This is a genomic window from Micromonospora sp. NPDC005215 (genome assembly GCF_040607915.1).
Lineage (GTDB): Bacteria > Actinomycetota > Actinomycetes > Mycobacteriales > Micromonosporaceae > Micromonospora.
This window is the reverse complement of record NZ_JBEXHQ010000012.1, coordinates 1-13,179: the sequence shown is the minus strand read 5'-3', so window position 1 is coordinate 13,179 and position 13,179 is coordinate 1. Positions and strand designations below refer to the sequence as shown.

The following is a 13,179-nucleotide window of genomic DNA, read 5'->3' as shown; positions in this document are numbered from 1 at the left end:
TCCTCCTCAGGGGTTCGTCGGGTCGGTTTCGCGGACCCAGCGCCACTCGGCGACCTCGGGGTCGTCCTCGCCGTACCGGCGGGTGTAGTCGCGGGCGGCCTGCCGGGCGTCGACCATCCGCTGCCGCAGGTGCGCGGCGCGGGCGGCCAGCCCGGGTACCCGGTCGATGACGTCGATGACCAGGTGGAAACGGTCCAGGTCGTTGAGCATCACCATGTCGAACGGGGTGGTGGTGGTGCCCTCCTCCTTGTAGCCGCGTACGTGCAGGTTGTCGTGGTTGTTGCGGCGGTAGGTCAGCCGGTGGATCAACCAGGGATAGCCGTGGTACGCGAAGATGATCGTCCGGTCCTCGGTGAAGATGGTGTCGAACTCGTTGTCGGTCAGACCGTGCGGGTGCTCGGTGTCCGTCTGGAGTCGCATCAGGTCGACAACGTTGACCAGTCTCACCCGCAGGTCCGGGAGGTGCTGGCGGAGCAGCTCGGCGGCGGCCAACGTCTCCAGGGTGGGCACGTCCCCGCAGCAGGCCAGCACCACGTCCGGTTCGGTGCCCCCGTCGTTGCTTGCCCACTCCCAGATCCCCAGGCCGCGTCGGGTGTGCTGGATCGCCTCGGTCATCGTCAGCCAGTTCGGCGCCGACTGCTTGCCGGCCACCACCACGTTGATGTAATGCCGGCTGCGCAGGCAGTGGTCCATCGTGGCGAGCAGGGTGTTGGCGTCCGGCGGCAGGTAGACCCGCACCACCTCGGCCTTCTTGTTGACCACGTGGTCGATGAAGCCGGGATCCTGGTGGGAGAAGCCGTTGTGGTCCTGACGCCAGACGTGACTGGACAGCAGGTAGTTCAACGAGGCGAGCGGCTGCCGCCAGGGGATGGCCCGGGTCACCTTCAACCACTTGGCGTGCTGGTTGAGCATCGAGTCGACGATGTGGATGAACGCCTCGTAGCTGGTGAAGACGCCATGCCGGCCGGTCAGCAGGTAGCCCTCCAGCCAGCCCTGGCACAGGTGCTCGGAGAGCACCTCCATGACCCGGCCGTCGGGGGAGAGATGGTCGTCGCCGGGAACGGTGGCGGCGACCCACGCCCGGCCGGTCACCTCGAACGCCGCGCCCAGCCGGTTGGAGGCGACCTCGTCCGGGCCGAACAGTCGGAACGTCTGCGGGTTGGCGCTGATGACGTCGCGGATCCACGGGCCCAGCACCCCGGTCGCACCGGCCATCGGCTGGCCCGGCTCGGGGACGTCCACGCCGTAGTCGCGGAAGTCGGGCAGGGCCAGGTCGCGCAGTACCACGCCACCGTTGGTGACCGGGTTGGCGCTCATCCGCCGGTCCCCGCGCGGTGGCAGCGTGCGCAGCTCGTCCACCGGCGCGCCGGTGGCGTCGAACAGCTCCTCGGGCTGGTAGCCGCGCATCCACCGCTCCAACTCGGCCAGGTGGGCCGGGTTGTCGCGGACCCCCGACAGCGGCACCTGGTGGGCGCGGTACGTGCCCTCCACCTGGACGCCGTCCACCTGGCTCGGGCCGGTCCAGCCCTTCGGCGTACGCAGGATGATCATCGGCCAGCGGGGACGTTCGACGACGCCGCCGGAACGGGCCCGCCGCTGGATCTCGGCGATCTCGTCCAGCGCGCGGTCCATCGTCGCGGCGAGGATGCGGTGCACCTGGGCGGGGTCGTCGCCGGCCACCACGTACGGCTGGTAGCCCGAACCGCGCATGAGGTCGAGCAGGTCGGCCTCGGGGATCCGGGCCAACACCGTCGGGTTGGCGATCTTGTAGCCGTTGAGGTGCAGGATGGGCAGCACGGCGCCGTCGCGCGCCGGGTTGAGGAAGACGTCGGAGAGCCAACTGCCGGCCAGTGGCCCGGTCTCCGCCTCGCCGTCGCCGACCACGCAGGCCACCACCAGGTCCGGGTGGTCGAACGCGGCGCCGTAGGCGTGGCTCAACGCGTACCCCAGCTCGCCGCCCTCGTGGATGGAACCCGGCACGTCCGCCGCCACGTGGCTGGGGATGCCGCCGGGGAAGGAGAACTGGCGGAAGAGCTTGGACATCCCGGCCTCGTCGCGCGCCACGTCGTGGTAGCGCTCCGACCAGGTGCCCTCCAGCCAGGTGTTGGCCACGATGGCCGGGCCGCCGTGCCCGGGGCCGGTGACCAGCATGGCGTTGAGGTCACGCGCCACGATCACCCGGTTGAGATGGGCGTAGATGAGGTTGAGCCCGGGGCTGGTGCCCCAGTGTCCGAGCAACCGCGGCTTGATGTCGTCGGGGGTCAGCGGCTCCCGCAGCAGCGGGTTGCCCAGCAGGTAGATCTGCCCGACGGTGAGGTAGTTCGCGGCGCGCCAGTAGGCGTCCAGCCGGCGCAGCTCGTCGTCGGTGAGGGCGCGCTGCACGTCGAGAGCGGTGTCCATCAGGCTGCCTCTCGCGGGTAGGAGTGGGGCGTCCGGCGTCCAGCTTCGCCGCCGCGAACGCCCCGGGTCAGGGCCGTTGGTCCCGCGCCGGCCGGGCACCCGGGGCGGTCAGCGGCGCCTCGGTCAGGCCACGGACGACGACCACCGGTGCGGGGGAGTGATAGAGCAGGGATTGGGCGACCGCGCCCAGCATCCCTCGTCCCGGTTCGTCGCCGCGGGCGGCGACAAGCGCCACCTGCGACGCGCGGGACGTGTCGATCAGCACCTGACCGGGATCGCCGCGGACGACTCGGCACTCGGTGGGCACCGAGCCGTCGCGCCCGACATGTCGGGCCAGCGCCTCGCTGAGCTGCTCGGCGACGGCGTCGGTGTCCTCGTCCTGCTCCACCACCCGTAGTACGAGTAGCCGGGTGTCCCGGCGGGCGGCGCATTCCACAGCCCATTGCAGCGCGAGGTGCGAGCTGGGCGAGCCGTCCACCCCGACCAGCACCGGGCCCTGCGGTGGCGGCTCGCGGCGGACCACCAGCAGCGGGCAACCGGCCCGTGCGGCCAACTGCACGGCGGGTGTCTCGGCCGGGACGCACTGGCCGCTGCCGGCCATCCCGCTGTCGCCGACCGCCAGCAGGAAGGCCGTCTCCGATCGGCGGATGAGGGTGGCCAGCATGGCGCTCTCGACGATCTCGCTGCTCACTGTCAGTCCGGATTCGGCCTGGTGGGCAAGCTGGGCGGCCCGGGTGAGCAGCTCTTCGGCGCGGTCGCGGGGTGCGGCGACGCTGTCCGCGGCGAAGGCCGCGTGCCAGTCGAAGGTGTGCAGCAGGTGCAGGGCGCGGCCGTGTCCGGCGGCTTCCTGCGCGGCCTGCTCGACGACCGGCAGGTCGAGATCCGAGCCGAGGCCGACAAGCACCGCCCCGTCGGTGGCTGCGGCCATCGATATCACCTCCCGGGCGTCGCGCCCGGCCTCACCAAGCTGTCCCTGACCGAGGGTAGTCCGATGGACACGGCGGCGGGCCGGTTCGGGCACCACCCGATCGTCAACCGGGGTTGACAGCACAGGCACTGTCAACGTATGTTGACGACATGAGTCAGGCGACAGAACTCGCGGCGGCAGCCGGCAGCACCGACCCCCGGGTCGGGCTGCGCGCTGTCCGCGCGCTGCGCCGGCTGCTTGAGCGGCTCGAGGTGGTCCAGGTGGACAACGCCCGTCGACAGGGCTGGTCCTGGCAGGAGATCGCCGACGCGCTCGAGGTCAGCCGGCAGGCGGTGCACAAGAAACACGCCGGGCGACCGGCGGTCAACTCATCCTGGGAGGCGTGATGTTCGAACGGTTCACCGACCGGGCGCGCGGCGTGGTGCGCCGGGCGCTGGAGGAGGCGCGGGCCGAGGGCCAACGGCCGGTCGGCACCGAGCACCTGCTGCTCGCCCTGCTCGCCGACGACGCCGGCCTGGCCAGCCGGGTGCTCGCCGACGCCGGCGTGCGCGCCGACGACCTGCGCGAGCGCGTCCGCCGACACACCGCCAGCGGTGGCGCCGGCCTCGGCGACGCGGACGCGGCGGCCCTGCGGGAGATCGGCATCGACCTGGCCGCGATCGTGGCCCGCATCGAGCAGTCCTTCGGCCCGGACGCGCTGCGCGAGGCCGTACCGGCGCCGCGCAGCCGCTGGGGTCGCCGGCGGCGGTACCTCGGCGGCCCGTTCTCGCCCCGGTCCAAGAAGGCGCTGGAGTTGTCCCTGCGCGAGGCGCTGCGCCTGCGCCACAAGCACATCGGCACCGAGCACATCCTGCTCGGCGTGCTCCGGGAGGGCCACGGGCTGGGCGCGCTGGTGCTCACCGAGTCCGGCATCGACCTCGACGATCTGCGCCGACGGGTGGAGAGCGCCCTCCGGGCGGCGGCCTGACGGGTGCGCTCGCGTTGAAACGTGTCTGTGGCACTTTCGACGCGAGCCCCCCGCTGGGTCGCTGAAGGTGCCCCGGTGCTGCACACTGGCGCCCGTGGATGCTGGACAGGACAGGCGGCCCTCGGGCGGCGACGGTGGGCTGCGCTCCGCCGTGGTGGTCAACCCGGTGAAGGTCGACGATCTCGACGAGCTGCGCCGTACCGTGAACGACGCGCTCAACGCGGCCGGCTGGCCCGAGCCGCAGTGGTATGAAACGACAGTCGACGACCCGGGCCGCGGTCAGGCCGAGCAGGCCGTGAAGGCCGGCGTCGACCTGGTCTTCGCCTGCGGTGGCGACGGCACCGTGATGTCCTGCGTGAGCGCGCTGGTCGGCACCGACGTGGCCCTCGCCGTGCTGCCGCAGGGCACCGGCAACCTGCTCGCCGCCAACCTCGGTCTCTCCACCGACCTGGCCGCCGGGCTGCAGGTCGCCATCGAGCGGGGTCGACGGCTGCTGGACGTCGGCGCCGTCGAGGACCAGTACTTCACAGTGATGGCCGGTATGGGCTTCGACGCCCAGATGCTCGCCGCCACCTCCGAGACCACCAAGGCCCGCATCGGCTGGCCGGCGTACGTCATGGGAGCCGCCCGCCACCTGCGGGACCGGCCCATGCGGGTGCAGATCCGCATCGACGACCGCCCGCCGGTACGTCGCCGGGCCCGCTCGGTCCTGATCGCCAACGTCGGCCGGCTCCAGGGCGGCGTGCACCTGCTCACCGAGGCCGAACCGGACGACGGGTGGCTCGACGTCGCCGTGCTCACCCCGCACAACCTGCGGCACTGGCTGGCGCTCGGCTGGGCGGTGATCCGCCGCAGCGGCCAGGTGCCGCGCATGGAGGTGTTCCGGGGCCGGCGCGTGGTGATCACCAGCAACCGGGCCCAACCCCGGGAGTTGGACGGCGACCTCATCTCTCCGGACCGGCAACTGGCGGCAGAAGTCCGGCCCCAGGCGCTCTGGCTCTGCGTCCCCCAACCAGAGGACACCCCCGACCTGGCCGTCGACGCGCAAGGCGCCGGAGAGCGGGGCGAGCAGCTGATCGAGGACGCGCGCCGTGAGTAGCACCCGGATCGTGCCGGAGACCCGGCTGATGGCCGACGAGGAGCTGTCCGCCGACGACGCCTGGCACACGCTGCGCCGGGAGGGCGGCTGGCACCTGCTGCGGGACGCCTTCATCCGGTTCCGCTACGGCGACGGGTTCAGCCACTCCCGCGCCTTCGGGTTGCAACTCTGCCTCGCCGTGGTGCCGTTCCTGATCGCCCTCACCGGCCTGATCAGCGAGCTGGGCGTCGAGGAGGGCGGCCGGGTGGTCGCCGACACCGTGCTGGCGCTCACCCCGGGCCAGAGCGCGCAGATGGTCGGCGAGTTGCTCGGGGAGGGCGAACGCGTCGAGGACGCCGGGGAACTGGCGCTCAGCCTCGGTCTGCTCACCGGCCTGTTCGCGCTGACCACCACCATGGCCCAGATCGAGCGGGGCGCCAACCGCATCTACGGTGTCGAGCGGGACCGCCCGGCGCTGTGGAAGTACCTCCGCGCCGCGGTGCTGGCCGTCACGGCGGGTCTGCCCGCGCTCGCCGGCTTCCTGATCCTGGTCGGCGGCGGCGCGATGGGCGACTCGGTGCGCGAGCACTACGAGTGGGGTGCGCTCGCCAACGGCATCTGGGACGTGATCCGCTTCCCCCTGAGCTTCGGCCTGACCGTCCTCGCCGTCGCCGTGCTGTTCCGGCACGCGCCACGACGCAACCAGCCCGGCCTGTCCTGGCTGTTCTTCGGCGCCGGCATCGCCACGGTCCTGTGGTGGCTGGCCAGCCTGCTGCTCGCCGCGTACGTGCGGTTCAGTGACGGCTTCGGGCAGACCTACGGCGCGTTGACCGGCATGATGGCGCTGCTGCTCTGGGCCAACCTGACCGGGATGGCGCTCTTCGGCGGGCTGGCCTTCGCCGCCCAGCTGGAGGCGCTGCGCATCGGGGTACGGGAGCCGGCCCAACCAGACCTCTGGGAGCCCGACACCGACCGTGCCGAGCTGCTCGACACCGGAGACATGACGGCGCTCTAGCGGCACCGGCGTGTACGACGGACGCGGATCGGGTAAAGCGCCTCGCCAGACAGAAAAGGGAGGTGCGGGGTGACCGCGGTCAAGGAGATGGCGCGACGTCCGATCGGTCACTTCGCCGAGCGGAGCATCGTGGGTCTGGCGGCCGTCACCGGCGCCGGGGTGGCCTTCGGGCTGCTGTTGCTGCTCGTCCGGGTGCGGTGGAGCCCGTTGCAGGACGGCGACCATGCCGTCGCCGAATGGTTCAACGGGCTCGTCGCCCCACACCACGCCCTGGTCACCGTTCTGCAGGCGGTGACCGACCTGGGCGGCCGACCGATCCTGATCTGGTTGGTGAGCGTCGCCGTGGTCGGGCTGCTGATTCGGAAACAGCCACGGCTGGCCGTCTACCTGATCATCACCGGGGTCGGTGGCCTGATCCTCGACCCGTCGCTGAAGACGCTTGTCGGTCGGCTCCGCCCGGTGGTGGACGTGCCGATCGCCAGCGCACCGGGCAACAGCTTCCCGAGCGGGCACGCGCTGGGCTCGTTCGTCGCGTACGGGGCACTGCTGCTGGTGTTCCTGCCGGCCATGGCGCCCCGCTGGCGCAAGCCGGCGATCGTCGGTGTCAGCGTGCTGGTGGCGGTGATCGGCCTGACCCGGATCGCGCTGGGCGTGCACTTCATCTCCGACGTGCTGGCCGGCTGGCTGCTCGGCGCGGCCTGGCTGGGCGTCACCGCGTACGCGTTCCGGCTGTGGCGGCGCGAGCGCGGGCGGCCGGTGCCGCCGCTGACCGAGGGCCTGGAGCCGGAGGCCGGGCACGACATCGCCGCCGCCCCGGCCGAGGAGCACGTGCTGGCCCACCCCCGTTCGGCGGTGGCCGAGCTGCTGGTGGGCTGGGTGCTCGTGTTCGGGGCGCTGTATGGCTTCGGCACGTACGTCAGCTATCACGCCAAGGGCACCGTCTTCGACACCCTCGACACCGACGTGCCGCGTTGGTTCGCCGAGCGGCACACCGACGTGTTGACCGACGTGAGCTGGTGGTGGAGCAAGTTCGGCGACACCCACGCGATCCTGATCATCTCGCTGGTGTTCTGCCCACTGGTGCTGGCGGTCTGGCGTCGCTGGCGTCCGGTGCTGTTCGTGGCGCTGGCGATGGTGGGGGAGCTGACCCTGTTCCTCGCGTCGGCCCGCGCCGTCGACCGACCGCGCCCGGCGGTGGAGAACCTCGACGGGCAGATGCCCACCTCGTCGTTCCCGTCCGGGCACATCGCGGCCACCATCTGCGTCTGGCTGGCCATCACTGTCATCGTGTTCCCGCGTACCGACAGGTGGTGGCGTTGGATCTTCGTGGCGCTGGCCGTGATCATGCCGGCCGGGGTCGCCACCTCCCGGATGTACCGGGGCATGCACCACCCGACCGACTTCATGGGCGCGATCCTGCTCTCCGCGCTCTGGATCGGGTTGCTCTACCTCGTCATCCGCCCGAACGCCGACCTGAGGGAAGGCAACCAACCGGCCGTCGAGTCGGAGGACGTGGACACCCTCGACGACGAGCTGGCGCGCGCCGGCCGAGCCGACTGAGCGCCACAGTGCTGCGGTTGATGACCTGGAACATCCGCACCGGCGGTCGGGACCGCGGCGGCGGCGACCGGCTAAAGCAGGTGGTCCGGGTCATCGACGAGCAGGCGCCGGACGTGCTGGCCCTCCAGGAGCTGCGCGGCTTCGACAGCGACGGGCTGATGGCAGGCGTGGCGGGTCGGGTGGGGATGACGCCGCACCTGGCCCGGTCCTGTCTCGGTCAGCCGGTGGCGGTGCTGGTCCGGCCGCCGTACCAGGTCGTCGAGGCGGGGCCGCTACGCCGGCCGTTCCACCACGCCGCCGCCCGCGTCGTGGTGGCGACCGCCGCCGGCCCGCTCACCGTGCTCGGTGCCCACCTCTACCCGTACTCCGGTGGACGGCGGCGGATGGAGGCCGACTGGCTGGTCCGGGCGGTGCGACGGGCCCGGGGACCGTTGACACTTGTCACCGGTGACCTCAACTCGCTCGACCCGGGCGTCGACCACACCGAGCGGCTGGCCGGGATGCCGGCCCTCTACCGGCGGCGGCATCTGCGCCGCTTCGGTGGGGCCGTCGACACCCGGGCGATCGCCCGGCTGCTCGCCGCCGACCTTGTCGACCTCTGGCCGTCGTGCAACGTCGGGGCGCCGGAGGCCGACGGCCACACCGTGCCCACCCGCTTCGGCGGGGCCGAGTTCGCCGGCATGCGACTGGACTACCTGCTCGGCACGCGCGACGTGGCGGAGCGGACGCGCGAGTGCCGGGTGCTCCGGGGCGGAACGGCGAACCGCGCCTCGGACCACTATCCGCTGCTCACCACACTCGACCTCGGCCCGGCCGCAACCGGCGCCTGAGGCGTGGACGGGGTGAGCCTCAGAGCACCAGGTTGAGCAGGACGGTGAGCACCACCGAGGCGAGGATCGAGAAGAGGATCATCAGGAGGCAGCCGAGGCCACCGCCGAGCGGGCGGATCTCCGTGTTGCCGAAGCGCATGAGGGTCACCTGTCCGAGAGTGCGGAATGTGGGGCGAGCAGGCGGCGGCACGCATCCGCGACCTGGGTCGGGGCGGTCGTGACCACGTTGTGCGCGGCACCGGGAACGACCACCACGCTTGCGTCCGGCACGAGCCGGGTCGCCTCGTCGCGCCAGGGGGCCGGTACGACCGGGTCGCGAGCACCGGTCACGACGAGGGTTGGCGCGGTGACGCGAACGAGGTCCTCCTCGATCGCGTTGTGCACCGAGTGCGACAGCGTCGCGAAGACCCGCCAGGGCCGGGCGTTCCAGATGTCGCGGACCAGGATCGGCGCCTGCAACGGCGCTTCGCGCAGGCAGTCCACCAGCCACCTGCCGAACAGGGCCGTGCGGGACCGGGCCGACGGGTCACTTGTCGGCCCGGCCAGCACCAGAGCACGTACCGCGTTCGGGTGGTTCGCGGCGAGCGCGGCGGCCACCTCCGCGCCGAACGAGTGTCCGAGCAGGCAGACCGGCGGCAGCCGGTACTCGGCCAGCCAGGCGGCCAGGTGCGCGGCGTGCCGGTGGACGTCGTACGCGCCGTCGGGGTGTTCGGTCAGCCCGAAGCCGGGCAGGTCCGGCACGTACACCGGGTGGGTGGTGGCGAGCGCGACGGCCAGCGGGGTGAGGTAACGGTGTGAGACGGCCAGGCCGTGCACCAGCACCACGGGCGGCGTCCCGGTCCCCGGTGCCGTACTGCGCCGGGTGTGGGTGCGCAGCCCGTCGACGAGCCGCCACTCGCTGGTCAGGCCGGCTGCTGGCCGGGGCGCAGCCATGGCGAGCCGTAGCTCCGCCGGACCGAAGTGACAGCCGGGCGTCGGCTTCACAACGCCCGCAGCCGGGGCAGTAGCTGCTCCTGCGCCCAGTCCAGGAACATCGGCTGGGTCTCCCCGCCGACCTGGATGATCGCCACGTGGGTGAAGCCGGCGTCGACGAACGTGCGGAACGCCTCGACGTGCGCGTCGATGTCCGGCCCGCAGGGGACGCCCTCGGCGACGTCCTCCTCCCTGACGAACTGGGTGGCGGCGGCGAAGGACTCCGGGCCGGGCAGGTCGGCGTTGACCTTCCAACCCATCCCGAACCAACGGAACTGGTCGTGCACGATCTTGCGGCACTCCGCCTCGTCCGGGCCGTAGCAGATGGCCACCTGCCCGTACCGGGGCTGGCCGGCGCCGCCGGCGTCGTCGTACATCTCGAGGATGTGCCTGTCGGGTTCGGTGGAGATGATGCCGTTGCCGTACTCGGCGGCCAACGTCGCGGACTGCCGACCGGACGCGGCGACGGCCATCGGCACCGGCCGTTCCGGGCGGTCCCAGACGTAGGCGTCCGGCACGTCGAAGTGGTTGCCGGAGAAGGTAAGCGTCTCCCCGTTGAGCAGCGGCCGGATGATCTGCAACGCCTCCTCGAACATCTCGTGCCGCTGCTGCACGTGCGGCCAGCCACCGACCACGTGCTCGTTCAGGTTCTCCCCGGCACCCAGACCGAGGGTGAACCGGCCGTCCGAGAGCGCCCCGATCGTGCTGGCCTTCTGCGCGACCACGGCCGGGTGGTAGCGGCGGATCGGGCAGGTCACGAACGACATCAGCTGGGCGCGGGAGGTGGCGTGGGCGACCGCTCCGAGCACCGACCAGGCGTACGGAGAGTGGCCCTGGGAGTCCAGCCAGGGGTAGTAGTGGTCGGACATCACCAGTTGGTCGAAGCCGGCCGCCTCGGCCCGGACCGCGTGGTCGACCAACTGCTTGGGACCGGCCTGTTCGCCCATCAGGGTGTAGCCGACGCTGACCATCCTGGTATCCCCTCTCACTGGCTGATCGTTCCCGGGATACCCCCGTCGGCCGCGGTCAACCCTCCCGTCCGGTTCTGGATGGCAGTGCTTGACGGATGACGGTGACCTGCCTACCGTCGGTCTTAACCGGTTAAGAGCCGGAGGTGGCGCACATCCTGTGGTGGGGATGATCGCTCCGTGACGGCCCGCGTTCGCGTGGGCCGTTGCGGCTGTCCGGAGTCCGGGTCTGTCAACTGAACCGGTTGCGAGGACCAACCCATCGCCCTACCCTGATGCGTGCGCCGGGAGTCGGGCGCGGCTGCCGGGCTGCAGCCGCCTTCCCCTGTCACGTCCCACCCCTGTCGGGCACCGGGGGTCCTCCCTGAGGAAGGCCATGAAGACTCGACTCACCGCCGCCGGCGCGGCCCTGCTCGCGTTGCTCGTCGCCCTGCTGGCGTTCGGCCAGCCGGCGCACGCCGCGGCCGGTTTCTCCGTCGCGGGCGGCAAGCTGTACGACGCCAACGGCACCGAATTCGTCATGCGCGGCGTCAACCACGCGCACACCTGGTATCCGCAGCAGACCAGCTCTTTCGCCGACGTCAAGGCGCTCGGCGCGAACACCGTGCGGGTGGTGCTCTCCAGCGGAGACCGGTGGACCCGCAACACCAACGCCGACGTCGCCACCGTCATCTCGACCTGCAAAGCCAACCGGCTGATCTGCGTGCTGGAGGTGCACGACACCACCGGGTACGGCGAGCAGAGTGGGGCAATCACCCTCGACCGGGCCGTCGACTACTGGCTCAGCCTCGCCGACGTTCTCGTCGGCCAGGAAAGATACGTCATCGTCAACATCGGCAACGAGCCGTACGGCAACCAGAACTACGGCTCCTGGGCCACCGACAACGCCAACGCGATCAAACGTCTCCGCAGCGGCGGGCTGACCCACACGATCATGGTGGACGCGCCGAACTGGGGTCAGGACTGGTCCTTCACCATGCGGGACAACGCCGCGTCGGTCTTCGCCGCCGACCCGGCCCGCAACACCGTCTTCTCCATCCACATGTACGGGGTCTTCGACACCGCCGCGGAGATCAGCGACTACCTCGGTCGTTTCCGTGCCGCCGGGCTGCCGATCGTGGTCGGTGAATTCGGCTTCAACCACTCCGACGGTGACCCGGACGAGGACACCATCCTCGCCTACAGCCAGGCCAACGGGATCGGCTGGTTGGGCTGGTCGTGGAGTGGCAACGGCGGTGGGGTGGAGTATCTCGACCTCGCCACCAACTTCAACCCGGCCAACCTGACCACCTGGGGTCAGCGGCTCTTCAACGGCGCCAACGGAATCCGGCAGACCGCCCGGGAGGCCAGCGTCTTCGGTGGCACACCCCCACCCACCACTCCCCCGCCGACCACGCCACCGCCCACCACCCCACCGCCCACGACGCCACCGCCGACCACGCCGCCACCCACCACGCCGCCGCCCGCGGGTGGCTGCACGGCGACGTACACGGTGACCAACCAGTGGCAGGGCGGCTTCCAGGGTGAGGTACGGGTGACCGCCGGCGCCAGGGCGATCACCGGCTGGACCGCCCGGTGGACCTTCGCCAACGGCCAGAGCGTCACCCAGTCCTGGAATGTGGCCCTCACCAGCAGCGGAACCACGGTGAACGCCCGCAACACGGACTACAACGGACGGCTGGCCGCCGGGACCAGTGCCAGCTTCGGCTTCCTCGGCAGTTGGACCGGCACCAACAGCCCGCCGGTGGTGAGCTGCACGGCGAGCTGACCGTCGGACCGGTGGCCGGGTCCACGTCGGACCCGGCCACCGGGAACCACAGCGGTCAGTGCCCCCCGGCCAGGTTCACGATGACCACCCCGGCGATGATCAGCGCGATGCCGGTGAACTTGGCGAGCCCCACCGACTCACCCAGGAACACCGCCCCGATCGCCACGATGGCCGCGGTGCCCAGACCCGACCAGAGGGCGTACGCCACACCGATGGGGATCTCCTTGACGGCCTGGGCCAGCAGGAGGAACGCCAGTGCGTAGCCGCCGAGGCACGTCACCGTCGGCCAGAGCCGACTGAATCCGGCGGTGCTCTTGATCAGGCTGGTCGCCACCACCTCGGCGAGGATGGCGATCCCCAGAAGCACGTACGCCATGCGTCCCCTTGGTCCTCCGTGGTTGATGAATGCGCCACCCCAGGCTAGTGCCGGCGATGTCCTCGCCCTTCCGCCCCGTAGGCGTGCCCCGGACACCCGCCGCCGCCCGCCGCCGCGGCCCCGCCGCCGCCAGCCGCCGCGGCCCCGCCGCCGGTTGCCGCGCGCTGTCGCCGCTGGCAGAGAGGGCTGGCAGGGTAGATCTTGGACACTATCCGTTGCGCCCTTGGGGTCAACCGCTGGTTGCAACACCTTCGTTGATGGTGATGGAGGTGGTTGTGGTGGCTGGACGGTTGTCAGCGGCAGAACGTGAAGAGATT

Annotated in this window: 13 protein-coding genes; 7 read left to right on the top strand and 6 right to left on the bottom strand. The window is 71.4% G+C overall.

The window, feature by feature from the left end:
* Positions 1-6: 6 nt before the first annotated feature.
* Positions 7-2,400 carry a phosphoketolase family protein gene (locus ABZU25_RS11930; RefSeq protein ID WP_355029332.1) on the bottom strand — a complete coding sequence of 798 codons (2,394 nt, stop codon included), beginning with the start codon at positions 2,398-2,400 and terminating at the stop codon, positions 7-9.
* Positions 2,401-2,467: 67 nt separating this feature from the next.
* A complete protein-coding gene (locus ABZU25_RS11925) occupies positions 2,468-3,328 on the bottom strand; it encodes a universal stress protein (protein WP_355029331.1) in 861 nt (286 codons plus the stop codon).
* 149 nt (positions 3,329-3,477) lie between these two features.
* Here ABZU25_RS11925 and ABZU25_RS11920 point away from each other — a divergent pair, with 149 nt between their 5' ends.
* From ABZU25_RS11920 to ABZU25_RS11895, 6 genes are all read left to right on the top strand, one after another.
* On the top strand, positions 3,478-3,714 hold the full coding sequence (locus ABZU25_RS11920; RefSeq protein ID WP_007457155.1) for an HTH domain-containing protein: 237 nt from the start codon (positions 3,478-3,480) through the stop codon (positions 3,712-3,714).
* Positions 3,714-4,295, top strand: a complete 582-nt coding sequence (locus ABZU25_RS11915) for a Clp protease N-terminal domain-containing protein (protein ID WP_355029330.1) — start codon at positions 3,714-3,716, stop codon at positions 4,293-4,295. Before ABZU25_RS11920 ends, ABZU25_RS11915 begins: the two co-directional genes overlap by 1 nt.
* A gap of 94 nt (positions 4,296-4,389) precedes the next feature.
* Complete coding sequence (locus ABZU25_RS11910) at positions 4,390-5,394, top strand: diacylglycerol kinase family protein (protein WP_355029329.1); 1,005 nt, start codon at positions 4,390-4,392, stop codon at positions 5,392-5,394.
* Positions 5,387-6,388 (top strand): YihY/virulence factor BrkB family protein, encoded by a 1,002-nt coding sequence (locus ABZU25_RS11905; protein WP_355029328.1) that lies wholly within the window; start codon positions 5,387-5,389, stop codon positions 6,386-6,388. Before ABZU25_RS11910 ends, ABZU25_RS11905 begins: the two co-directional genes overlap by 8 nt.
* A 69-nt stretch (positions 6,389-6,457) precedes the next feature.
* Complete coding sequence (locus ABZU25_RS11900; RefSeq protein ID WP_355029327.1) at positions 6,458-7,948, top strand: phosphatase PAP2 family protein; 1,491 nt, start codon at positions 6,458-6,460, stop codon at positions 7,946-7,948.
* Positions 7,949-7,956: 8 nt separating this feature from the next.
* Positions 7,957-8,778, top strand: coding sequence for an endonuclease/exonuclease/phosphatase family protein (locus ABZU25_RS11895; RefSeq protein ID WP_355029326.1), 822 nt, complete (start codon positions 7,957-7,959; stop codon positions 8,776-8,778).
* 19 nt (positions 8,779-8,797) lie between these two features.
* On the opposite strand, the gene ABZU25_RS11890 is transcribed toward ABZU25_RS11895, so the two are convergent.
* Genes ABZU25_RS11890 through ABZU25_RS11880 form a run of 3 tightly spaced genes read right to left on the bottom strand, consistent with a single transcriptional unit; the run spans position 8,798 to position 10,721 of the window.
* Positions 8,798-8,926 carry a hypothetical protein gene (locus tag ABZU25_RS11890; protein ID WP_355029451.1) on the bottom strand — a complete coding sequence of 43 codons (129 nt, stop codon included), beginning with the start codon at positions 8,924-8,926 and terminating at the stop codon, positions 8,798-8,800.
* The gene (locus tag ABZU25_RS11885) at positions 8,923-9,711 is read right to left on the bottom strand and encodes an alpha/beta hydrolase (protein WP_355029325.1); all 789 of its coding nucleotides are present in this window, start codon (positions 9,709-9,711) and stop codon (positions 8,923-8,925) included. The genes ABZU25_RS11890 and ABZU25_RS11885 overlap by 4 nt, the downstream gene beginning before the upstream one ends.
* A gap of 47 nt (positions 9,712-9,758) precedes the next feature.
* Positions 9,759-10,721, bottom strand: coding sequence for a TIGR03557 family F420-dependent LLM class oxidoreductase (locus tag ABZU25_RS11880; protein ID WP_355029324.1), 963 nt, complete (start codon positions 10,719-10,721; stop codon positions 9,759-9,761).
* A gap of 373 nt (positions 10,722-11,094) precedes the next feature.
* Between ABZU25_RS11880 and ABZU25_RS11875 the strand changes: the two genes are divergently transcribed.
* Positions 11,095-12,486, top strand: coding sequence for a cellulase family glycosylhydrolase (locus tag ABZU25_RS11875; protein ID WP_355029323.1), 1,392 nt, complete (start codon positions 11,095-11,097; stop codon positions 12,484-12,486).
* A gap of 55 nt (positions 12,487-12,541) precedes the next feature.
* On the opposite strand, the gene ABZU25_RS11870 is transcribed toward ABZU25_RS11875, so the two are convergent.
* Positions 12,542-12,862 (bottom strand): multidrug efflux SMR transporter, encoded by a 321-nt coding sequence (locus ABZU25_RS11870; protein WP_355029322.1) that lies wholly within the window; start codon positions 12,860-12,862, stop codon positions 12,542-12,544.
* Between the last annotated feature and the right edge of the window lie 317 nt (positions 12,863-13,179).

Bases quoted from the DNA above. Each gene is read 5' to 3' on its own strand.
- ABZU25_RS11875 (WP_355029323.1), top strand. From the start codon at position 11,095: ATGAAGACTCGACTCACCGCCGCCGGCGCGGCCCTGCTCGCGTTGCTC.
- ABZU25_RS11930 (WP_355029332.1), bottom strand. From the start codon at position 2,400: ATGGACACCGCTCTCGACGTGCAGCGCGCCCTCACCGACGACGAGCTG.
- ABZU25_RS11880 (WP_355029324.1), bottom strand. From the start codon at position 10,721: ATGGTCAGCGTCGGCTACACCCTGATGGGCGAACAGGCCGGTCCCAAG.
- ABZU25_RS11915 (WP_355029330.1), top strand. From the start codon at position 3,714: ATGTTCGAACGGTTCACCGACCGGGCGCGCGGCGTGGTGCGCCGGGCG.
- ABZU25_RS11920 (WP_007457155.1), top strand. From the start codon at position 3,478: ATGAGTCAGGCGACAGAACTCGCGGCGGCAGCCGGCAGCACCGACCCC.
- ABZU25_RS11885 (WP_355029325.1), bottom strand. From the start codon at position 9,711: ATGGCTGCGCCCCGGCCAGCAGCCGGCCTGACCAGCGAGTGGCGGCTC.
- ABZU25_RS11870 (WP_355029322.1), bottom strand. From the start codon at position 12,862: ATGGCGTACGTGCTTCTGGGGATCGCCATCCTCGCCGAGGTGGTGGCG.
- ABZU25_RS11925 (WP_355029331.1), bottom strand. From the start codon at position 3,328: ATGGCCGCAGCCACCGACGGGGCGGTGCTTGTCGGCCTCGGCTCGGAT.